Below are 19,869 nucleotides of genomic sequence, written 5' to 3'. Positions count from 1 at the left end.
GGTTCGGCCCGGTCAGGCTTCCCCTTTTTTCGCGCGGAGGCTGGCCGCGTCCACGATCACCGATGACCAGTCGACCTGCCCGGCCGCACCGTGCAGATCAAGGATCTTCCGATGCAGCCGGGGCCAGACCCCCGCCCGGGTCCACGCCTGGAACCGACGGTGCGCCGTGGGCACCGACACCCCGAACTCGGCCGGCAGATGCCGCCAGGCACACCCCGAGGTCAGCACATAGACCACCGCGGTGAACACCGCCCGATCCTCGATCGGGGCAGTCCCACCGCCCTGCCAGCGATTTTCGAACCGGGGTAGCAGCGGTTCCACCAGCTCCCACAACTCGTCCGGGACCAGCCGCCCGGCGAGGCTGCTCTCCAACACATCCATGATCAGATATGTACCCGGAGCGGCCACGCAAGACACGCTCTAAGGACGACATGGAGCTGAACGGAGTCGGGATCTGGAGCACGCAGCTGCGCTTCGGGGATCCTGCCGAGGCGGCTGACGCCGCCGCCGAACTCGATGAACTGGGGTTCGCCGCGCTGTGGTTCCCCGACGCTGGGGGCCCGGTCTTCGACACGGCTGGCCGGCTACTCGCCGCGACCCGGCGCGTCGTTGTCGCGACCGGCGTGCTCAACCTGTGGATGCACAGCCCGGAAGAGACCGCGGCCCGGGCCGTGTCGCTGACTGCGGAGCACGGCGAACGATTCCTGCTGGGCATCGGCGTCAGCCACGCCGACGTGGTCGACGCCGGTGAACCAGGCCGCTATCAGCGGCCCCTGGCCGCGATGGGTGCCTTCCTCGACGCGCTCGACGCGGCGCAGGCGCCCGTGCCGCCGACCGGCCGGGTGCTCGCCGCGCTCGGCCCGAAGATGCTCGCGCTCGCGGCGAACCGTGCCCGCGGAATCCACGCGTATCTGGTCACCCCGGAGCACACCCGTCTCGCCCGCGAGGTGCTCGGCGCCGGCCCGCTCGTGCTGCCGGAGCAGACGGTGATTCTCTGCGGGACGAGGCAGGAGGCCCGGGCGATCGGAGCTGACTGGCTGCGTAGATATCTCACGCACCCGAACTACGCGAACAACCTTCTCCGGCTGGGCTTCTCGGCCGAGGACCTGGCCTCGGTCAGCGACCGGCTGTTCGACGCCATGGTGGCCTGGGGCGACGAGGAAGCGATCATGCGCAGGGTCGACGAGCACCGCGCCGCGGGGGCCGACCACGTCGCCCTCCAGGTACTCACCGAAGACGCGCGGGCCTTTCCCCGCGAACAGTGGCGCCGGATAGCCGCCGCCGTGTGATCGCGCCGCCGGGATACTCCAGGATGAGCGCCAGTCAGCCGAGGCTGGTGCTCCGGCAGCGCTGCCGGAGCACCAGCCTCGGTGCCGGTGCGAGGGACTCTGCCCGAGGCGGGGGACTACTCGTCAATCAGGTACTACTTGCTGATCCAGATCTCCTCGGGCAGCAGGGAACCGAGTCCGTACTGCACGAAGCCACTGACGCCCTTTCCCGCGATCACGCCAGGCTCGGCACGGGCCAGGAAGACCACGGGCATCAGGTCCACGAGCGCTTTTTCGAACACGGCGTAGGCCGTCTTGCGCTCGTCCTCCGTTGCGGCGGCGCGGGCGTCGGCGAGAGCATCGTTGAGCTTCGGGTCGTCGATGCCGGGCAGGTTGGCCGCGGACTTCCCGTTGAAGGTCGTCCAGAGCCGGGGCTCGGGGTCCTGGAAGAAGGCCGACGAGACCGCCGCGTCGAACTCGTGCGTGCGGCGCAGCGCGACGTACTCGGTGATCTCGGCGACCTTCACCTCGACCTTCACGTTCTTGAAGGCGCCCAGCTGCGCCTGGATGTTCTCCGCGATCGTCCTGTTCTCGGCGCTCGGCGCGCTGGTGAAGGTAAACGAGAGCGGCTTTCCGTCCGCCGCCAGTTCGTCGAACAGCTTCTGAGCAAGTGCCTTGTCCGTCTTGTGGAGCGTGGTACTCGTGTGGAACGGTGAACTGTCGGCGAACAGCAGGTCGGCGGGCCTCCCGGTGCCGTTGTAGACGGCGAGGTTCACCGCTTCCAGGTCCAGCGCGGCAGCGACGGCCCGGCGGGCGCGGATGTCGTCGAACGGTGCCCGGCGGGTGTTCATCGCCAGGAAGAGCCCGCCACTGAGATCCATGACGTCGGTGGCCAGGCCCGCCTGCTCGGCCTTGTCGAGGTTGACCGGGCTGGACTCGATGGCCAGATCGGCACCGCCGGTGAGCACCGTGTTGTACCGCTGGTTCGTTTCCGTCGCGGTGCGCATCGTCAGCCGCTCGAGGTACGGCTTGGGAGCGTCCCAGTAGCGCGGGTTTTTGACCAGCTTGAGGTCGGCCTGGCGGGTCCAGCTCTCCAGGGTGAACGGCCCGGCGCCGATGGGCGCGGCGTCGAAGGCCTGCGCCCCCTTCTTCAGGGCGGCGGGTGAGCCGATCCAGTTCAGAGTGGAGGTGACGACGGACTGGGCGAAGGCGGGCACCGGGTTCACGAGGGTGACCTTGAGGGTCACGTCGTCCACGACCTCGGTGGAGGCGACGTCGGACGCCTCGGCGAGGTTGACGGCCCGGGTCGCCGGGTCCTTCAGCCGGTCCCAGTTGAACTTGACGGCCTCGGCGTTGAGCGGGGTTCCGTCGGAGAAGAGCAGCCCGTCACGAAGTGCGAGGGTGAAGGTTTTACCCTTGTCAGTGGTCTCGAACGACTCGGCCATCTTGTACTCGACGCCGCCGTCGTCCTTGCCGGTCATCAGGGTGCCGTAGAGTGCGTTCCCCAGCACGGCGAGGGTGGCGTAGCCATTGCCCAGAATTGCCGGGTCGAGTGTGCGCGGTTCTGCCAGCAGGAGCAGGCGCCCTTCGCCGCCGGCGACCGGCTCCCCGGTCGCGCCTGTGGACGGACCCGGACCGGAGTCGCCGCCACCCCCACATGCCCCGAGGGCGAGGGCTATCGCGCACACGGCCGCGGTAGCCGTTAATCGGGTCCTACGAAACATCATCAACCTTCCGTTTTATGGGACGGAGTGCTTCCGCCGGGGAACGTGTCGCCGCGGCCAGGAGGAATCTGACGACAGCTCGTGGCCGAACCGGATCGAGGCGCGCTTCATCGCCCTGCGCTGTTTCGCGTTCGACGGCATTCACTGCCGCGATCTCCGCGCTCAGGCAGGCGTGATCCGCCGCCGCAAGGAAGGATCAGCCGTCGCTGCCGTCGCTGCCGTCGCGGCCAGTCAGGGTGCCGTCCTCGTGGGCCATCCAGTGCACGAAACGGTGCAGCGGATACATGGCGTCGTGCGGGTTGCCGATGGTGCTCGGCCCGGCCTCGCCCAGCCGGACGATGCGCTGCGCGCCGCCGCTGGCGAGCCGGTCGCGGTAGTCGGACATCCGCCCGAAGGGATAGAAGCCGACCGTCTGGGTCGCCACGTTGACGTACTTCATCGCCTCGTCGAGCGAGTCGACCCGGACCACGTTCGCGGTCTTGTTGATCGGGTGGAAGTCCACGGGCTCGTCCGAACGGATCACCAGCCCGTGGCCGTCGGTCCTGCCCCAGACTCCGAACTCGTCGTCAAGCATCGTCAGCACGTCGATCTGCTCGCGCAGGTCGGCGTCGAGCGGGCGGGCGTCACCCGAGGCGGCCGCCTTCTCGACGATGCGGGCATGGAGCCGCTCGCTGAAGCGGTCCGCGTCGGCCTGGTCCGCCTCGACGAAGACGAAACGGCTGGCGACGCAGGCCTCCTGGTTGAGGACCATGACGTCGGCGGCGGCGAGCTCGGTGGCGACGCCGAGCGCCTCCTCGGAGGCGAAGGCCTCCCTGCCGACCATCGAGATCGACGTCTTGGGGTCGAAGGACACCAGCTGGAAGCCCGGCCCGAGGTACTTGATCACGTTGTTGATCGCGTCGCCGCCGCCCCAGGCCACGATCTTGTCGAAGTACTGGGGGCGGTAGAGCACCTGCTCCACCGCGTCGTCGCCGCCGCGCCAGTAGACCGCAGACATCGACCTCACGATGGGGTGGTCGGGATCGATGTCCGCCATCGTCCGCAGGACCGCCACCGTGGTGAAGGGGTCACTGGAGGACATCTTGAACAGGTTGACGGCCTTCACCAACGCGCCCTGGGCGATGGATTTCACCGCGACGCCCGGGGAGTTGCCTGGCAACACGTGGATCAGCCGGGGAGCGAAGGCGCGGACGTAGCTTTTCCGGCCGGTGAAGTCCTGCTTGGGCACCCATTCGTCCAGGGCCCTGGGGTCGGGGAAGTTCTGCTCCACCACGGTCTCGAGCAGGCGCTTGTCGAGATACGCGGCGGCGCCCTTGACCTGCCCTTCCAGCACCGCGCGGGGAAGCACGTGGGTGCCGGCCATGCGATCGATGCAGTCCTGCACGAAGGAGTTCCGGGGATCACGGATCCGCTCGCCCGTCTCGACGAGGAAATCGATGATCTCGTTGAGCGGGACGTTCAGCAGCGGTGGCACCTCGGTGCGCGGGTGCACCGCGCGGTCCATGGCGATCCGTGGCGTGGCGAAAGTGACGCCCAGGTCGCGTGAACGGTGCGTGACGTCCTGGCCCTCGAAAAGCTCACCGCGCAGGAAGAACGGCGCGGCGACTATCGCGTCGGCGGGCTGGGGTCGGGTGTCAGTGATGCTCATGACAGGCCTCGCACATACGCGTCGACGGTGCCGGCACACCCGATCTTGTCATCGCCGCCCTTGAGATCAGCGTAGCGGGCGATGTTGTCGCGCACCGAGGGCCCTTTCTGGCCGCACTCGCAGGGGTCCAGATCGAGCGAGATCTTGTCGCCGGTGATGATGCCGCCCCAGCGCCCGTCGAGCGAAAGGTCAAAGAAGGCGGCGCGGCCTTCTGCCTCACCGGTCTCGTGCGGCAGCAGTGTCTCGCCTGCCTCATCAAGGACGAACGGGACGATCCACGGCGGCAGATGATAGCGGTTGCCCTTCTGGCACTTGGGCATACCGGAGTTGAGCTCCTGCATCGAGTAGTTCTGGAAATTCCGGCTGGCCGGAATGTTGAACGTCTCGTGGACGAACTCCTGGTAATCTGGCGGCAACTGTGCGCGCTTGAGCCCGCCGCCGACGTAGAGGCAGTTGTCGGGGTGGAAGTCCTTCGCCGAGTAGCCCAGGTCCCGCACGATCCTGGCTGCCTGGTACAGCGAGTTCCACATGCCGGCGATGTAGAGCTTCTCGTCGCGGTACCTGACGAGCGCCTCGGCCGCCGTGATCATCGCCCTGTCGAGAGACTCCTGTCGTTCCCTGGAGGTCTCCTCGAAGCCGGCCAGCTCACCGGGCAGCGCCGTGCCGTCTGCGATCTTCTTACGGAGCACGACCATCCTGGTCAGCGACCCGACCGTGATCGGCGGGATGGGCAGGCTGAAACGCTCCCTGGCAGGATCGCTGAACGCCGCCTGCTGGGCCTCCGCGATGACCATGTTCTTCGGGACGGCGGCGGTCGCTCCCACACCGATCATCCGTCGATCCCGCGCCGGCTTCACCCCCGAGCCCCAGGAGAACACGTTGACCGTGTCGATGCGAGACCAGGCCATGTCCTTCTCCGACGCGAGCAGCATCGCCGACTTGCCCGTCGTGCCGCTGGAGCAGGAGACGTAGTGACCCGCGGCCGCCAGACGTCCGATCCAGTCGTCGATGCCGTCGATGCCGGAGGTCTCGATCGGGCTGATCGGGTAGGGCGAGACGGTGCCCAGCCATTTGCCGAGCCGGTCCCACCGCTCCTCGATCAGGAAGCTCTCCGGGTAGCTCTTGTAGACGCTGTGCGGGAACAGCAGCCCCACCATGTCCTCGCGACTGCGGATCTCGGTGGTGCCGGACTCGCGAGCCCGGTGGGCCAGCAGCCGGATGCGGTCCCTGCGCTCCTGGAACCGCTCGTTCAGGGCGGCTAACTGCGTCTCGCGCAACTCGATGTGGGAGTGATCGAACCGATCCTCGGCATCGACCAGCCGGGTCAGCGTCTCGATAGCTGAGCTCACAGGGCATCCTTACTGCTGGTAGGGGTGGTCGAGCTCGCAAAACGGCACCTGGCGTGTATCATTAATCGATGTACCGGCCCAGCGCAAGAGGGACTCCGGAGCGAGGTGACGTGCACGACGGAGTGGCCACACCCCGACGCGGGGCGGGGCGCCCCACCCGCGAGCAGGCCGAGGCGCGCCACGAGGAGCTGCTCGACACCGCGCTCGACCTGTTCCTGGAGCGTGGCTTCGAGCTGGCGACGATCGAGATGATCGCCGGTCGGGTCAACATGACCAAACGCACGGTCTACGCCCGCTATCCCGACAAGGCCGCGCTGTTCCGCGCGGCGGTCCAACGCGCCATCGAGCGCCAGATCGCCCCGCGGGCCCTGCTCGAGAGTCTGGACAACGGCGACCTGGCCGAGACACTCGAGGCGATCGCCCGGCTACGGATCGCTCAGGTCGCGACACCCAACGGCCTGCGCCTGCAGCGGATCATCAACACCGAGAGCTACCGCTTCCCCGAGATCTTCACCGCCAGCTTCGAGCAGAGCGGCAGGCCGGTGATCGAGTTCGTCGCCGGCGTGATCGAGCGCGCCGTCGCCGCCGGCACGATCGCCCCCACCAACCCCGCACTCGCCGCATCCGTCTTCATGAGCATGCTGGTCAGTGGCCCGGTGAGAACGATCGTCAGCGGCCACACGCCGACGGACTACGAGCTGGACGAGAGGATCCAGTTCTCCGTCCGCCTGCTGCTCGACGGCCTCCTGCCACGCCAGGACGTTTCGCGGCCGTCGGTCACGCCAGAGACTACGGGGGGATCCCCTTGAAACTCGACGCAGACCGCCCCGTCGCGGCCGTCACGGGAGCCAGTTCGGGAATCGGTCGGGCGACCGCCCGCAAGCTGGCGGAACTCGGCTGGCAGGTGATCGGCGTCGGCCGCGATCCGCAACGCAGCGCCGCCGCCGAGACGGAAATCGCCGCAGCGGCGCGCGGAAACGGCTCCTTCACCATGATCCGCGGCGACCTCGCTCTGATGGCGGAGGTCAAACGGGTCGCCGGCGAGCTCCGGAACCTCACCGGTCGTCTCGACGTCCTCATCAACAACGCCGGCGGCGTGCGAGACAGAAAGATCATCACCGGTGAGGGTACCGAGGCGACCTTCGCGGCCAACCATCTCGCCCCCTTCCTGCTCACCCGGGAGCTGACGCCTCTGCTCAAGGGGAGCGCAGCCAGCCAGCCGCCCGGCTCCACGCGGGTGATCGCCGTGTCGTCAAGCGGCCACCGCACGGTCGCGGGACTCGACTGGGACGACCTGCAGAGCCTCGGCGACTTCCATCCGGCTGTCGCCTACTGCCGGGCCAAGCTCGCGAACATCCTCTTCACCCGCGAGCTGGCACGGCGATTCGGGCCGGACGGGATCGTCGCCCAGACCATGCATCCCGGTGTGGTCGCCAGCAACTTCGCCGCACACGGGGACGCGGCGATGCGGGCCCACATGGCCGCGGCAGACACGGCACCACCCGACGAAGCCGCCGAAACACTGCTCTGGCTCGCCACCTCACCCGAAGGCGGCCACCCGGCCGGACGCTACTTTCACGACAAGGCAGAGGAAGCACCTTCCGAAGCTGCGCAGGACGACGCCGCCGCCGCTCACCTCTGGACCGAATCCGAAAGCCTCCTGGCGAGGATCGGTGCGATCCGGCCGGCTGGAACCAGCACCATCCGGACAACGAAGGCCTCGGGCAGTACGGCCGTCGCCAGGCCGAAACCGCCCCTTTGATCACTGCCTCGCCGACGCGCACATGATCGGTGTCATCGCCGCGTTCCTGTCGGCACTGGCGGCGAGGGGATCGACGGATCCGGCGGACATCGGTATTGATCACACAGTGGCCAGCGGAATGTGCGGGGGGACGCGGCGGCAGGTGGATGGTTTCCGTCGCGGCCCACCCCGGACGCGTCGGTCTGAAGCTGCCCCGGTTTCGTTCACAGGTAGGGGTTTGAACGGTTACACGGCCTGACGGTACTCGTTGAATCGGGTTTCGTGTTCGTGGGGCTGAGACAGCCGTTGATGGAGTGGTGGCGTTGCCGGTTGTAGAACCCTTCGATGAAATCGAAGATGGCGCCGCGGGCCTGGTCGTGGGTGGCGAAGGTGGTGCGGCCACCGCACCTACGAGCGCGGCGAGAAGCTCGCCGCCTACCAGGCCCTGGCCTCCTCCGCACCCCGGAGGTAGCCGGACCCCTGTTGGTCGAGCGCGACGCTGGTACAGCTCCGGTCGGTGGTGGTGCCCAGGTCACCGTAGTGGCGGGAGCCGTTCCGGCCGTCGCGACGGCGCCTGGTTGGGAGTGGCGGATGCGGGTCCACCCGTTGCTTGATCATCTGGATCGCAGGTCGTCGTCGAGGTCAAACGCGAAGGAGTTCATCAGGAAGGCGGATGCCTCGAAGGCTCCGACTGTGAAGATGAGGTCCATAAGCTGCTGGGTGTCGAGTGCGGCGGTCAACGCGGCCCACGTCTCGTCACCGATTGCGCCGTCGTCGAGCAGCTCGTCAACGGCGCGCAGCAGCGTGGCGTCGAGCGGGCTCCAAGATGGATCGTCTGGCCCCCGCGTAACCTTGTCGATCTCCTCATCGGTCAGCCCGACGTCGCGACCGACGAGGACGTGCTGCGCCCACACGTAGTCGCACTTGCGACGCGACGCGACGCGCAGGACCAGCAGTTCCGTCTGCCGCTGGGCGAGGGTGGTCGCCAGCAGCACATGACCGTTGAGGGTGAAGAACGCCCGTGCCAGGTCTGGATGGTGCGCGAACGTCCCGAGGGCGTTGCGGGCCTTCGGTGCGCCCTCCTGGACGGACCGGGTGTGGCGGGGCGCGGGGGGTACCAGGGCGGCAAACGCTTCCCGCATCTGAGCCGGCCATTTCTTGGCGGGGAGCGGCTCGATTCGTGCCATTTTCATCGTTCCTTCCGTCGATGATGTACCGGGCCCATCATCCTCACCACTTCTCGAYCGGCGTCTTCTCCAGGTCCAGGGGCCGCGCGTAGGACGGATCTTTCTTGTCCCATGTGCCCTTGATGAAGCCGGCGAACGCCCCGGAGGAGAGGAGCGACGTGTCGCCGCTCATCGTCCACTCGAGGGTGCATCGGCGCAGCGCGATCTTCCATTCGCCGCCCCGGCGCTCGACGCGATCGAGGTATCGGCCTCCGAAGAGGTGAATGCTCTTGCCGTCACGGGCACGCATGGCACCGATGACGTAGCTTTCGCAGTGCGCCTCGTCGCCGTCGATCTCGCAGGTATGTGTGGTGATGTTGTGCAGGTGATCGATGAAGACTGATGCGTGAGCCTGGTTGGCGTACGCACCGTAGTCGGGGCCAGGCTTCACGACGGGCCCGTGCTCGTCGACTCCATCGTCGTGGTAGACGCTCGCCATCAGTTCGATGTCGTGGCGGTCGTGACCGCGCGACTGCTTCATGACGCAGTCGAGAATCGCGATGCGGTCCGTGACGTACCGGAGTTCACGGCGAATTTCCTTGAGCTCATCCTCGACGGACATGATGGTCCTCCCTCGTCGTATTAGCCCTGGTCGAGAAGCTCGCGGAGCAGGTCTGTGGTGCGGCGCCGCGAGGCCGCCCGCGACTCCCGCGTGTCRCCCACCGGAACCACATTGGCCCAGACGTCGGTGGCACCAGCGTCGATCAGGCCGTGGAGCTGGCCGTGTACGGAGGCCTCGTCGCCGACGATGGCAGCCTCGGTCGCAGTGGAGGCCCCGCCGATCCTGAGGATGCGCTGGTAGTTGGGCAGGCCCCCGTAACCCGCGGCGGTAGCTGCCGTGGCGGCACGGGCCTCGTCGAGGTCGTCGTGGACGGCGACAGGGAGCCCGGCGACGATGCGCGGGGCCGGGCGGCCCGCCGCGGCTGCCGCGGCGTGAACCTTCGGCGCTACGTGGGTCTCGATCGCCCGTGGCGGGGCCATCCACAGCACCACGCCGTCGGCGAGCTGGCCGGCGACCCGGAGCAGTCGTGGCGACAGGGCTGCGAGCAACACGGGCACTGGGTGGCTGATGGGAACCATCCGCTCGGCGGTGCGTGCCGTCCAGTCCTCGCCCTTGACATCGACAGCCTCGCCGCGGAGCAGGCCGGTGAGGATGGTGACGTACTCCTCAGTGCTGCGGCCGGGATGGTCGTAGGACAGTCCATAGACGTCGCGGATCAAGCCTTCATGCGAGGGGCCGAGGCCCAGGGTGAAACCGGATCGGTTCATCGCGGAGACGACGGATGCGGCGCGGTTGGCCTGCAGCAGGGGATGACAGGGATAGGTCTGCAGGACGGCGGTGCCCAGTTCGATCCTGGCTGTCTCGCGGCCTGCGATGGCCATGGCGACGAGCGGGTCACCGGTGACGGCGCTCGCATACCACAGAGACGTGAAGCCTTGATTTTCAGCCTCCTTCGCCTGTTGGACGATTCTGTCTGCCGAGCTGCCCCCACCGGTCAAACCGATGCGCATTCCGACCTCCCCGTTACCGCTGTACAGACGTCCTACCGTGTTGTACGACTGTACAGTCGGCGTCCGTCGTCCGAAAGTAGAAGGCCAAGTTGCTCTCGGTAGTCATGTGTTCGCTTCGGTGGCAGCGTAGGGATCTCTGATGTGTGGGTTTCAACGGCCGACCGTGATCGGATTCCGGCCGCATGCGAGCAGAGCGACCCGATGATCCGGCGGRCGGTGGACGTGGGCGGCTGAACGGCTCCACGCAGGAGGCCCGGCGCCGCAGCCGGTCTCCACTCTCCGCTGCCGGCGACACCATCGATGAGGGACGCGGAGCATGATCAAGATCTCGGGGGGTGCCGCTGGGCACGGACACCTCTGACACGCCGGCCGGTCCGAGCGAGGCGGGCGCCCGGCTGTAGCGGGTGGCTGTCGGCCAACAGCCTGCCTGGCCGCGGGGGATACTGAGTGTGGTGTCCCATAGGGCTGCCGGCTACTCGTGGTGTTGGTCGGCCGGGACCCGCGGGATCGGCTCCGCGGCGTCAGGGGATACCTTCGCCAGTGAGCGGATGGAGCGGAGACGAGGAGGCAGAGCTGGTGGCATCCTCCCGCCGTGTCGGATCCACGACGTCCAGGACGCGAACACTGCTGTTGAACAGCGCGCAGCAGCTCATGCTTGAGCACGGCTATGCCGCCGTCACCTACCGAGGTCTCGCGGCCCGCGCCGGCGTTGCCGCGAGCCTCGTGCAGTACTACTTCCCCACCCTCGACGATCTCTTCGTGGCGCTGCTGCGGAGTGGAACGGACCGCATTCTCGAACGATTCTCCGAGGCATCCCAAACGGAGCAACCGCTCCGCGCGGTCTGGGAGTACGCGAGTGACAGGACCGCGACAGCCCTACTTCTGGAGTTCATGGCGCTCGCGAACCATCGCAAGGCCATTCAGAGCGAGATCGGTCGCGGTGGTGAGCGCGTCCGCGACGCTCAGCTCGAGGCTGTGTCCCGGCAGTGGACACAGTATGGCCTTGACGAACGGGCTGTGTCCCCGGCAGGGCTCCTGTTCATGATGAACGCTATTCCCCGCATGCTGGCGCTTGAGGAGACCTTCGGCACCCATACCGGTCATCGCGACGCGGTCGAGACCATCGAGCGGTTTCTGGACCACATCGAACCCCGTCGGCACGAGCGCGAAGAGCAGGATCTCGGGGCCGATTAGCCAGGGCCAGCAGAGTCTGTGGCGGTTCGGTACCGCTTGGGCCGGAGACGATCGGCTTGACTAATGCCTCCGGCCATCCCGGGGGAGCCCGAGGAGACCGGCTACGAGGTGCCGATCTCCGCCTCCGACGCTCCTCGCCTCCGCTCTTGCGAGACCCTCTGTCTCCACGGTGGCCCAGGCCCGCCGGGCCGTCAGACGCCGCCCGGGCCGTCAGCCGACGGCGACCTCGCCAACGAGGGTGGTGCGGTGCATGAGCCGCCGCGACGTCGCGGCAAACGGCGTCGCCCGGTGCAGCATGCCTGTGTTGTCCCAGATGACGAGATCACCGGCGCGCCACCGGTGACGTAGGAGGAATCTTGGCTGTGTCGACCAGTCGAGCAGTCTCTCCAGCAGAGCCCGTCCCTCGTCCGCGGGCAGGCCGATGACCTCTCCGGTCGTCGCGCCGAGCAGCAGCGACTTACGGCCGGTCTGACGAGTCCACACCAGCGGATGCTCCCGGGCAGGCACCCGCGCCCACGCGGCCTGCTGCTCCTCGGTCGCGTCCGGATGGGCCCGTCGCTGCGCCGTGGCGAAGCTGTGCACCACACGGAGATCGGCGATCCGCTCCTTCTCCGCCTCGGGGAGAGCGGCGTAGGCCGCATACGTGCTCGCGAACTCGGTGTCCCCGCCGTTCTCGTCCACCTCGCGCGCTGTCAACAGCGTCGCCTTCTGCGGCAGCTCATCGGTGGCGCCGTCGATGTGCCAGAGGAAGTTGCCCTGCCTGTACCAGGCCAGCACCACGTCCGTCTTCGACGGATCCAGCGTGATCGTGGCGATCTCCGGGAACTCGTGCTCACCCGTAGGATTCGGGACGACCTCGCCGAGTAGCTGGCTGAATATCACCAGCTCCCGGTCGCTGATGTCGGCCTCCCGGTAGACGACGACTCCATGCCGCTCCAGGGCCTCCAGACAATCGACTGCCGCCTCCCGGGTGGGCAGATCTCCACCCGACACTCCGGTGATCTCCAGGCCGATGTACGGGCTGAGGGGGATGGCGGCGACAGGCATGGCGCTCCAAGATTGTGCTGCGCTGACGCTGTACAGACGTACTACCAAGTTGGACGACTGTACAGCAGGCATGAGGCGAGCGACACTGAGGTGCCTGGAGGGTGGGGCTCCAGAATTTCCAGTTGGACGGTGACCCGCACGCCTGCCGGACAGGCGCGGTGCGGCGGCTGCTCTACGCCCACGCGGGCCGCCTGCTCTGCTCGTCGCCAGCCGCCCGGCCCAGGGCCGATCATTGGGACGGTTCGGCGGGTTGCCGCAGATTACTGCTATGCGGGCCCGGTGGCGGACTTGTCGTTCCCGCGGAGGAACGCGCTGATGGCGTCGCCGCACAGTTTCCGGACCTGGGTCGGGTCGGCGGCATCGGGCTGGGCCAGTGACATCGCGGCGGCGCCGCGGACCATGCCCATGACCACGACGGCCGCCGCGGCGGGGTCGACGTCAGCGCGGATCGATCCGTCCTGCTGACCAGCCCGGATCTGACCTGTCAGTTCGCGATGTCTGAGACGAGCGACCTCGTGGACGACGGGTAGATCGGATTCCGTGGGGAGGCTGGCTCCCCAGAGGACCACGACAGCGCGTGCCTCCGCGTCCGCCGCGGCGAACAGCTCGAGGTAGGTGTCCATCGTGACGCACAGCGTCTCGAATGCGGTGAGGTCTGAGCGGTTGCGCTGCGCCCGGTCGAGGGCGGCGGAGATCGCCGCTATCGCCTGTTGCTGGGCGCGGTCCGCGAGGCGGGCGATCAGAGCCTCCTTGGACCCGAAGTGGTAGGCGGGCAGTTCTCGGCTGCTGCCCGCCCGTACTCCGATGCTGCGCAGTGACGCCCGTTCGACGCCCCGTTCGACGATCATCTCGGCTGCGGCGCGCAGTAGCGCGGCCTCGGCTGCCGCACGCCGCTCCGCCTGCGTCCGCCGTGCTGGTGCGCGTCCTGCCTTCACGCCGGCGAATCTACCGAGCCGTCCAGGCATGCAGGTCGGCTGACGAGTCTTTACTTCCTTGGCGCACGCCAGGTAAGTTTTCGCCACTGAGTCCGGTATCCGGGCCCCGCCGCTGGCGATCGACGCGTGCTGTACCGATGGGATGCAACAGGTGAGGACGGGGTTGTGACCGACAAGAGATTCGCGGGGAAATCGGTGATCGTCACCGGTGCCGGCAACGGCCTCGGCCGGACCTACGCCGAGGCGTTCGCGGCCGAGGGCGCCTCGGTGACGATCGCCGACATCGACGTGACGGCGGCCCATGAAGTCGCCTGCACCATCGAGGGATCACTGCCCGTCGGCGTCGACGTGGCCGATGAGGTCTCCGTTGCCACGATGGTCACCACAACCGTCGAGCGGTTCGGTGGCGTCGACATCCTCATCAACAACGCTGGGCTGCACATGGGCTAGTACAACCTCACCAGCACGCTGCCGCTGGCGGACTGGCGCAGGCTGTTTGACGTGAACGTTTTCGGTGCCGTGCTCTGTGCCCGCCACTGCCGCGCCGCGATGACCGACCGCGGCGGCGGAGTGATCCTCAACCAGTCTTCCAACTCCTCCTACCTCGGCGGCGGTGCGTACAGCATCTCGAAGCTGGCGCTGAACGGCCTCACACTCTCGCTGGCCCGGGAGTTCGCTCAGGAGGGGATCCGTGTCGTCGGCATCGCACCAGGGATGGTCGCTTCCGAGGCCGTACTCGAACGGCTGGAGGACACCAGCAAACAACGCATGCTTGGCGAACAAATGATCAAAAGGTTCGGTCGGACAGAGGATCTGGTCGGGATGGCACTGCTGCTCTGCTCCGACGAAGCCTCCTTCGTCACCGGGCAGACCGTCACCGTCGACGGCGGGTTCATCAAACGCCTCTGACACCGTCCCGACGCGGTCCACCCACGTCGCTCGCAGYCCCTCCCTCGTGCGAGCCGTGGAACTACCGCTCGACCACGGGATGTTGGTCGGTGGGGTGGGCGGATTCCGGGATCGGCCACGGTGGTTGCCATCTCACGGCCAAACGGCTGGCGGAAGCGCACCCGTATCGGGAACACCGACGATCAGATCCGCTCTCTCGCCATGGGCAAGATCCCCGGAGGCCGGGTGCGAGTCCGCTTTCGCCTTCAGAAGACCGTTCGATGAAGGCCGCTCCCGGCTGCCGGCACGCCTGACCCGACGTCACGGCCACGGCAGTGCCGTGGAGCTCTGTAGCAAGGAGAGCACTGTGAAGGGGGGATTCATCGGGCTCGGTGCCATGGGCCTGCCGATGGTGCAGCGGATCATGACCGAGGGTCACGACCTGACCGTCTGGGCCCGCCGGCCGGGTTCGCTGGAGCCGTTCGCGGGGACCGATGTCACCCTTGCGGCGTCGCCGGCTGAGATGGGCGCGGAGGTCGACGCGGTCGGTGTCTGCGTGTTCGACGCGGCGGGGGTTGAGGAGGTCCTGTTCGGGCCGGCTGGCCTGGTCGAGGGCCTGCGCCCCGGAGCTGTCGTGCTTGTGCACGCCACGGTGTCGCCCGACCAGGTGCGCAAGATCGCCGAACGGGCGGTCGGGCACGGCCTGCGCGTTCTGGACGCGCCGGTGAGCGGCGGTGGCCAGCGGGCCCTCGACGGCAAGTTGACAATCATGGTCGGTGGGGACTCCGACACTCTCGCCGACGTCACCGAGCTGTTGTCGGCGCTGTCCGACCACATCGTGTACCTCGGTGGGATAGGGGCGGGCTCGAAGGCGAAGCTCATCAACAACACCCTGCTCTCCGCGCAGATCGCGCTCGCCGAAGACGCGATGCGGGCCGGACAGTCCTTGGGCGTCGACCCCGCGGGCCTCGCGGCGACCCTCATGACGAGCAGCTCCGCATGCCTCGGCTCGTCGATCCGGCTGCGGTCCGGTTCCATGCGGGCGATGRCCGACTCGGGGAACTATGTCACGCTCTTCAAGGACGTCGCGTTGACGGCGGACCTGCTCGACGACGCCCCCGGGAGTGAGCTCGTCGACGTGGCGCAGCGCTTCGTCACCGCCGTGCAGGGCGGCTGACCGAACCTCGGCACCGGTGAGCGTCACCGCGCCGACACCGTTCACGGACGTCATCGCCCCGGTGATCCCGACGTCGAACTATAGCTCAGCCCGAGGGGGAAATGCGCGCATTTCGTCGAGCTCCCGTTGGATAGCATGCCGCGCCGTGTCCGCGCGGCCGGTGGTCAGGAGCCGTTTGGTCGCTGTGACCGATATCGGGTCGAGGACGGCGAGGATCGCCGCCGCGTCGGCCGTTTCATCGAGAAGGCGAGCATCCGGAACGACACGCCAGGCGAGACCCATCCGCTGCGCCATGCCAGCGTCGATCCATTCACTTGAGAGCATCGCCCACAGCGCGTCGGGACTGCGGGTTCGCGCCAGCAGTAGTGCTGAACTTCCTGCTTCGGGGACGAGTCCCATCGCGGTGAACGGCAGGCGAAGTCGAGCCGATTCGGCGACCAGGACAAGGTCGCAGTACAGCAAGATTGTGGCTCCTATGCCGATCGCGTAACCGTTCACCGCTGCAAGTAGTGGCTTCTCGAAGACCGCGAGGATCTCTAGCAGACCGGTGAATTCCTCGCCTGCCTGTATACGATCCTYGGAGGCTGAGGTCCCATCCAGGAGGGATAGGTCCGCGCCGGCCGAGAACGCGCGTCCGTTGCCCGTCAGCACGACGACCTTTGTCGCTGGGTCGGCCGCGGCAGCTTCGAGGGCCAGTCGGAGGTCGCGATAGTCGGCGGCGGAGAAGGAGTTCAGGCGGGCGGGCCGGTCGAATGCCATCCAGCGCGTGCCGTTTTCTAGCCTGTTTTGTAGCATTCTGTATCTACCGGAGTCGGCTAGCCGCGAGCGCCAGTAACGAATTCGCCGCTACTCGTCGCCTTCGTCGTTCGGTTGCCGCGAGAAACGATGGAGATGTCGTGTCCTTCGGCCTCCCGCCGCAGCGCTCCTACCGTGCATCGCTCGACCGGCCTGATGGTGAACGGATCGAACGAGAAGAGTCGCATGGAGTTGCGATGTGTGACCTTGTTGATCTGCTCGTCGCTCAACCGGCGCACCGCTGCGTCGATGCCTTCGGGTGAGATCRGCCAGGTGCTGTCGGAGTGGGGGTAGTCACATTCCCAGGTGACCAGGTCCTGGTTCAGGCGGTCGAGATTGGCGAGACCGAAGTCGTCTACGATAAAACAAGTGATAACGTGTTCGAGGAAAATCTCGCTGGGGAGGCGATCGCCGAGATCAGGGTGTGTCCAGGCGTTGTGTCGCCGGTAGACGTAGTCGACCTTTTCGAGGAAGTAGGGAACCCAGCCGATGCCCCCTTCCGACAGGGCGATGCGGAGGTTTTTGAACTTCTGGAAGATCGGCGACCAGACCAGGTCGGCGGCGGTCGGGAAGATGTCGATGCCGGAGCAGGTGATCGTCACGTTCATCGAAGCGTCGGGGGATGTCGCCACGCCTACCCCTCCTGATCCGATGTGCATGGCCACCACGGTGTCGGTGTCCTCGCACGCCGCCCAGAACGGATCCCAGTGGTCCGTGTAGAAGGAGGGAAGCCCGAGACCGTACGGGTTCGCGGAGAAAGTGACACAGTGTGAGCCCTTCGCGGCTGTGCGGCGCACCTCCTCGGCCATGAGGTCAGGGTTCCAGATCGGTGTGATGGCGCAGGGGATGAACCGGTCAGGGTGCGATCCGCACCAGGCGTCCAGGTGCCAGTCGTTGTAGGCGCGTACGACGGCCAGCGCAAGGTCGGGATCCTGGGCTGCGCGGGAGGCGAAGAACTGCCCGCAGAATCGGGGCATGGACGGGAAGTTCAGCGAGGCGAGAACACCGTTCGCGCTCATGTCCCGCACCCGTTCGTCGACGTCGTAGCAGGCCGCTCGGATCTCCGCCAACGCCTGCGGTTCCAGCCCGTACTCCTCGGGCGGGCGGCCGGCGACCGCGTTCAGGCCGGCTGTGCGGGCCTCGCCCTCACCGAACACCCACTTGTCGCCGTGCTCGTCCGAGACGAGGCGCGGCGCCCGGTCGGCGTACTTGGCCGGAATGAAATCCTTGAAAAGGTCGGGTGGCTCAATAATATGATCATCTACGCTGACCAGGATCATCTCGTCCATCTGCATGACTATCTCCTAGGGGAGCCAAGAACCATCGGGAAGGATTCCGCTGCACGGACGCCGTTGGAGAACATTAGTTCGACGCCGGGTCGGATCTGGTAGTCCGGAATCCGCTCATGCCACAGTTTCAACGCGACGCGCAGCTCGAGCCGGGCGAGATGGGAGCCCAGGCACCGGTGGACGCCACCACCGAAGGCCAGGTGCCGGTTGACTCTGCGGTCCCACCGCACGGTGGTGGCGTCGGCGAGGTGCGTGTCGTCGGTGTTGGCTGCGCCGAGCATCGGCATGACGTTCTCGCCGGCTCGGATCAGGCAGCCGCCGAGCTCGGTGTCCCGTGCCGCGACCCGGCCTACCGCAGCCACGGGTGACTCCCAGCGCAGCAGCTCCTCGACGACCGCGGGGACGACGGACGGATCCTTCACGATCTCCAGACGTCGCTCAGGATGCTCGGCCAGGTAGGCGAAGAAGCAGTCGAGTGATGCTGACACGGTGTCGAGGCCGGCGACGAGGAACAGAAAACAGATGTCGAGGATATCTTCGCGCGTGAGACGATCACCCTCGACCTCGGCTTCGAGGAAGTAACTCAGAAGATCGTCGCGTCGCTCGCCCTGCCGTTCGTCGAGAATGTTGGTGAAATAGTCGTAGATCGCCTGGGCGGTCGCCGTCTGGCGGGCGGCGACATCCGGATGGCCAAGTGGTTTCCCCGCGACCGCGTCCGGCCGGATGATCCCGTCTTTCAGCGCGAGTACGGTAGGCAGCTCGTCCATCGGCAACCCGAGCATGGTGAGAAAGACCTGGGAGGGGAAGGGGACGGAGAACTGCTGTGTGAAATCGATCTCGTCGTCATCGCCGAAGTCGTCGATCAGATCGTTCACGAGCTGGGCGACGGAGGCTTCGAGGAGCTTCATGCGTTGCGGCGAGAACAGCGGGTCGAGAATCCTGCGGAACTTCCTGTGGTCGGGGGGATCGACTTCCAGGGGGATCAGCGGGCGGTGGTTTCCCAGCCTGCCCGTGTGGAGCGCGGAGGAGAAGGCATCGGGGTGATGCAGCGCCTCGTCGACGAGTGCCCAGCTGCTGACGAGGACTCCGACTCCGTCGACCCGCATGACCGGTGAGGTGTCGCGCAGCAGTCCGTACGTCGCCTGGGGATGCCGCCCCCCCAAGGCGTTCGGTGACGCTGGCGTGCGGTCCTCGGCACTCTCGGTGTCCTCTGTCATCGGCGGGTCCTCCTGCTCGACCGGACTATACAAACGTCATTTTTAATCATGCTAGCGTCGGAGCGCAACCACGAGCGGCTCGAAGGAGGATGGATGCAGGGACGGGTGCGTCGGGTGCTGCCGCCGGCAGAGGGGCCGACGGCGTTCTTCTGGACGTCCGGGGGCGACGGCAGGCTGCGCTTCCTACGCTGCCGTGCCTGCTCCTACTTCATCCACCCGCCGACGTCGTTCTGCCCGCAGTGCCACGGCCGGGCGACAGGACCCGAGGCGGTGCGCGGGACGGGCACGCTGTACTCGTTCACCGTGAACCACCAGGCCTGGGACGGCATCGGCGACGTCTACCTCATCGGTGTCGTGGAGATCGACGAGCAGCCTGGCCTCCGCCTGCTGACCAACATCGTCGGTGTGGAGCCGGAGAAGGTGAGCATCGGCATGCCGGTGGAGGTCGTGTTCGAGGACCACGATCCGATCTACCTCCCGCTGTTCCGCCCGGCGCCGGCATGAGTTGCCCTGTGTCAAGCCGCCGCTTGCCGAGCTTGATCGGYGACCGTTTTCTGATCTTGTTTGAGGRYTGTYTGGAGTGCGCCGTGGGCGGTGGGGTCGTAGGGGACGCCGTCCTRCCAGCAGCGCCAGATGACGTTGACCCAGGCGCGGGCGAGGACGCGCACGGCGTGGGGGTGGTCGTGGYCGCGGGCTCGGGCGCGCTGGTAGAGGTCGGCTGCCCAGGGGTTGGCGCGGCGGGAATCGCCGGCGAAGTCGCACAGGGCGTCGCGCAGGTGTTTGTCCGCGCCCCAGCGGAAGGTGACGGCCTTGACCTTGCCGGATTGGCGGGTGGAGGGTGCCACCCCGGCGAGGCAGG

General features: G+C 67.2%; 18 protein-coding genes and 2 pseudogenes. 7 read left to right on the top strand and 13 right to left on the bottom strand.

The genetic code is table 11. The annotated features are described in order from the left end of the window. A pseudogene (locus CC117_RS33365) lies at positions 1-381 on the bottom strand (transposase); the annotation flags it as partial. Between the two features lie 50 nt (positions 382-431). On the opposite strand from CC117_RS33365, the gene CC117_RS33360 reads away from it, so the two are divergent. Beyond that, positions 432-1,289: an LLM class F420-dependent oxidoreductase gene (locus CC117_RS33360; protein WP_071092303.1), complete on the top strand. Its 858-nt coding sequence runs from the start codon at positions 432-434 to the stop codon at positions 1,287-1,289. Positions 1,290-1,423: 134 nt separating this feature from the next. Here CC117_RS33360 and CC117_RS33355 read toward each other — a convergent pair whose 3' ends face one another. The 3 genes from CC117_RS33355 to CC117_RS33345 all read right to left on the bottom strand — a co-directional run bounded on the left by CC117_RS33355 (position 1,424) and on the right by CC117_RS33345 (position 5,989). Then, on the bottom strand, positions 1,424-2,992 hold the full coding sequence (locus CC117_RS33355; RefSeq protein ID WP_071092301.1) for an ABC transporter substrate-binding protein: 1,569 nt from the start codon (positions 2,990-2,992) through the stop codon (positions 1,424-1,426). Between the two features lie 196 nt (positions 2,993-3,188). Then, a complete protein-coding gene (locus CC117_RS33350) occupies positions 3,189-4,640 on the bottom strand; it encodes an acyl-CoA reductase (protein ID WP_071092292.1) in 1,452 nt (483 codons plus the stop codon). After that, positions 4,637-5,989 (bottom strand): hypothetical protein, encoded by a 1,353-nt coding sequence (locus CC117_RS33345; protein WP_071092290.1) that lies wholly within the window; start codon positions 5,987-5,989, stop codon positions 4,637-4,639. Before CC117_RS33345 ends, CC117_RS33350 begins: the two co-directional genes overlap by 4 nt. 110 nt (positions 5,990-6,099) lie before the next feature. Here CC117_RS33345 and CC117_RS33340 point away from each other — a divergent pair, with 110 nt between their 5' ends. Continuing rightward, positions 6,100-6,798 carry a TetR/AcrR family transcriptional regulator gene (locus CC117_RS33340; protein ID WP_071092287.1) on the top strand — a complete coding sequence of 233 codons (699 nt, stop codon included), beginning with the start codon at positions 6,100-6,102 and terminating at the stop codon, positions 6,796-6,798. Further along, on the top strand, positions 6,795-7,751 hold the full coding sequence (locus CC117_RS33335) for an SDR family NAD(P)-dependent oxidoreductase (protein ID WP_241830641.1): 957 nt from the start codon (positions 6,795-6,797) through the stop codon (positions 7,749-7,751). Before CC117_RS33340 ends, CC117_RS33335 begins: the two co-directional genes overlap by 4 nt. A 593-nt stretch (positions 7,752-8,344) precedes the next feature. On the opposite strand, the gene CC117_RS33325 is transcribed toward CC117_RS33335, so the two are convergent. The 3 genes from CC117_RS33325 to CC117_RS33315 are packed head-to-tail and all read right to left on the bottom strand — an operon-like array spanning position 8,345 to position 10,468. Further along, a complete protein-coding gene (locus tag CC117_RS33325) occupies positions 8,345-8,917 on the bottom strand; it encodes a carboxymuconolactone decarboxylase family protein (RefSeq protein ID WP_071092283.1) in 573 nt (190 codons plus the stop codon). Between the two features lie 43 nt (positions 8,918-8,960). After that, the gene (locus CC117_RS33320; RefSeq protein WP_071092281.1) at positions 8,961-9,518 is read right to left on the bottom strand and encodes a nuclear transport factor 2 family protein; all 558 of its coding nucleotides are present in this window, start codon (positions 9,516-9,518) and stop codon (positions 8,961-8,963) included. Positions 9,519-9,538: 20 nt separating this feature from the next. Continuing rightward, positions 9,539-10,468, bottom strand: coding sequence for a TIGR03564 family F420-dependent LLM class oxidoreductase (locus CC117_RS33315; protein ID WP_071092278.1), 930 nt, complete (start codon positions 10,466-10,468; stop codon positions 9,539-9,541). Positions 10,469-11,098: 630 nt separating this feature from the next. On the opposite strand from CC117_RS33315, the gene CC117_RS33310 reads away from it, so the two are divergent. Beyond that, positions 11,099-11,662 carry a TetR/AcrR family transcriptional regulator gene (locus CC117_RS33310; protein WP_256385447.1) on the top strand — a complete coding sequence of 188 codons (564 nt, stop codon included), beginning with the start codon at positions 11,099-11,101 and terminating at the stop codon, positions 11,660-11,662. A 210-nt stretch (positions 11,663-11,872) separates the two neighbouring features. Here CC117_RS33310 and CC117_RS33305 read toward each other — a convergent pair whose 3' ends face one another. Together CC117_RS33305 and CC117_RS33300 are read right to left on the bottom strand one after the other, a co-directional pair. Beyond that, a complete protein-coding gene (locus tag CC117_RS33305; RefSeq protein WP_071092273.1) occupies positions 11,873-12,709 on the bottom strand; it encodes a TauD/TfdA dioxygenase family protein in 837 nt (278 codons plus the stop codon). Positions 12,710-12,975: 266 nt separating this feature from the next. Beyond that, positions 12,976-13,644 carry a TetR/AcrR family transcriptional regulator gene (locus CC117_RS33300; RefSeq protein ID WP_241830640.1) on the bottom strand — a complete coding sequence of 223 codons (669 nt, stop codon included), beginning with the start codon at positions 13,642-13,644 and terminating at the stop codon, positions 12,976-12,978. A gap of 126 nt (positions 13,645-13,770) precedes the next feature. Between CC117_RS33300 and CC117_RS39690 the strand changes: the two are divergent. Beyond that, positions 13,771-14,553: pseudogene (locus CC117_RS39690) on the top strand (SDR family oxidoreductase). A 346-nt stretch (positions 14,554-14,899) separates the two neighbouring features. After that, on the top strand, positions 14,900-15,709 hold the full coding sequence (locus CC117_RS33290; RefSeq protein ID WP_071092270.1) for an NAD(P)-dependent oxidoreductase: 810 nt from the start codon (positions 14,900-14,902) through the stop codon (positions 15,707-15,709). A gap of 78 nt (positions 15,710-15,787) precedes the next feature. Here the strand turns inward: CC117_RS33290 and CC117_RS33285 are convergent, their stop codons facing one another. From CC117_RS33285 to CC117_RS33275, 3 genes are read right to left on the bottom strand one after another with little or no spacing between them, the layout of a single operon-like run. Next, complete coding sequence (locus CC117_RS33285) at positions 15,788-16,504, bottom strand: enoyl-CoA hydratase/isomerase family protein (protein WP_071092267.1); 717 nt, start codon at positions 16,502-16,504, stop codon at positions 15,788-15,790. A gap of 20 nt (positions 16,505-16,524) precedes the next feature. Further along, complete coding sequence (locus CC117_RS33280) at positions 16,525-17,799, bottom strand: amidohydrolase family protein (protein ID WP_071092264.1); 1,275 nt, start codon at positions 17,797-17,799, stop codon at positions 16,525-16,527. Between the two features lie 2 nt (positions 17,800-17,801). Then, positions 17,802-19,010: a cytochrome P450 gene (locus tag CC117_RS33275; protein WP_084133159.1), complete on the bottom strand. Its 1,209-nt coding sequence runs from the start codon at positions 19,008-19,010 to the stop codon at positions 17,802-17,804. A 93-nt stretch (positions 19,011-19,103) separates the two neighbouring features. Between CC117_RS33275 and CC117_RS33270 the strand changes: the two genes are divergently transcribed. Then, a complete protein-coding gene (locus tag CC117_RS33270; protein ID WP_071092261.1) occupies positions 19,104-19,514 on the top strand; it encodes a Zn-ribbon domain-containing OB-fold protein in 411 nt (136 codons plus the stop codon). A gap of 11 nt (positions 19,515-19,525) precedes the next feature. On the opposite strand, the gene CC117_RS33265 is transcribed toward CC117_RS33270, so the two are convergent. Then, positions 19,526-19,869 (bottom strand): transposase (locus CC117_RS33265; RefSeq protein ID WP_157905503.1); only part of this gene is annotated, 344 nt, incomplete at its 5' end.

The sequence above is a fragment of the Parafrankia colletiae genome (assembly GCF_001854655.1).
GTDB lineage: Bacteria > Actinomycetota > Actinomycetes > Frankiales > Frankiaceae > Parafrankia > Parafrankia colletiae.
The sequence above is the reverse complement of the archived record's forward strand: the minus strand, read 5'-3'. Positions and strand labels throughout refer to the sequence as shown.

Coding starts and splice junctions, on each gene's coding strand:
- CC117_RS33305 (WP_071092273.1), bottom strand. CDS start 12,709: ATGCCTGTCGCCGCCATCCCCCTCAGCCCGTACATCGGCCTGGAGATC.
- CC117_RS33350 (WP_071092292.1), bottom strand. CDS start 4,640: ATGAGCATCACTGACACCCGACCCCAGCCCGCCGACGCGATAGTCGCC.
- CC117_RS33325 (WP_071092283.1), bottom strand. CDS start 8,917: ATGGCACGAATCGAGCCGCTCCCCGCCAAGAAATGGCCGGCTCAGATG.
- CC117_RS33275 (WP_084133159.1), bottom strand. CDS start 19,010: ATGACAGAGGACACCGAGAGTGCCGAGGACCGCACGCCAGCGTCACCG.
- CC117_RS33360 (WP_071092303.1), top strand. CDS start 432: ATGGAGCTGAACGGAGTCGGGATCTGGAGCACGCAGCTGCGCTTCGGG.
- CC117_RS33355 (WP_071092301.1), bottom strand. CDS start 2,992: ATGTTTCGTAGGACCCGATTAACGGCTACCGCGGCCGTGTGCGCGATA.
- CC117_RS33270 (WP_071092261.1), top strand. CDS start 19,104: ATGCAGGGACGGGTGCGTCGGGTGCTGCCGCCGGCAGAGGGGCCGACG.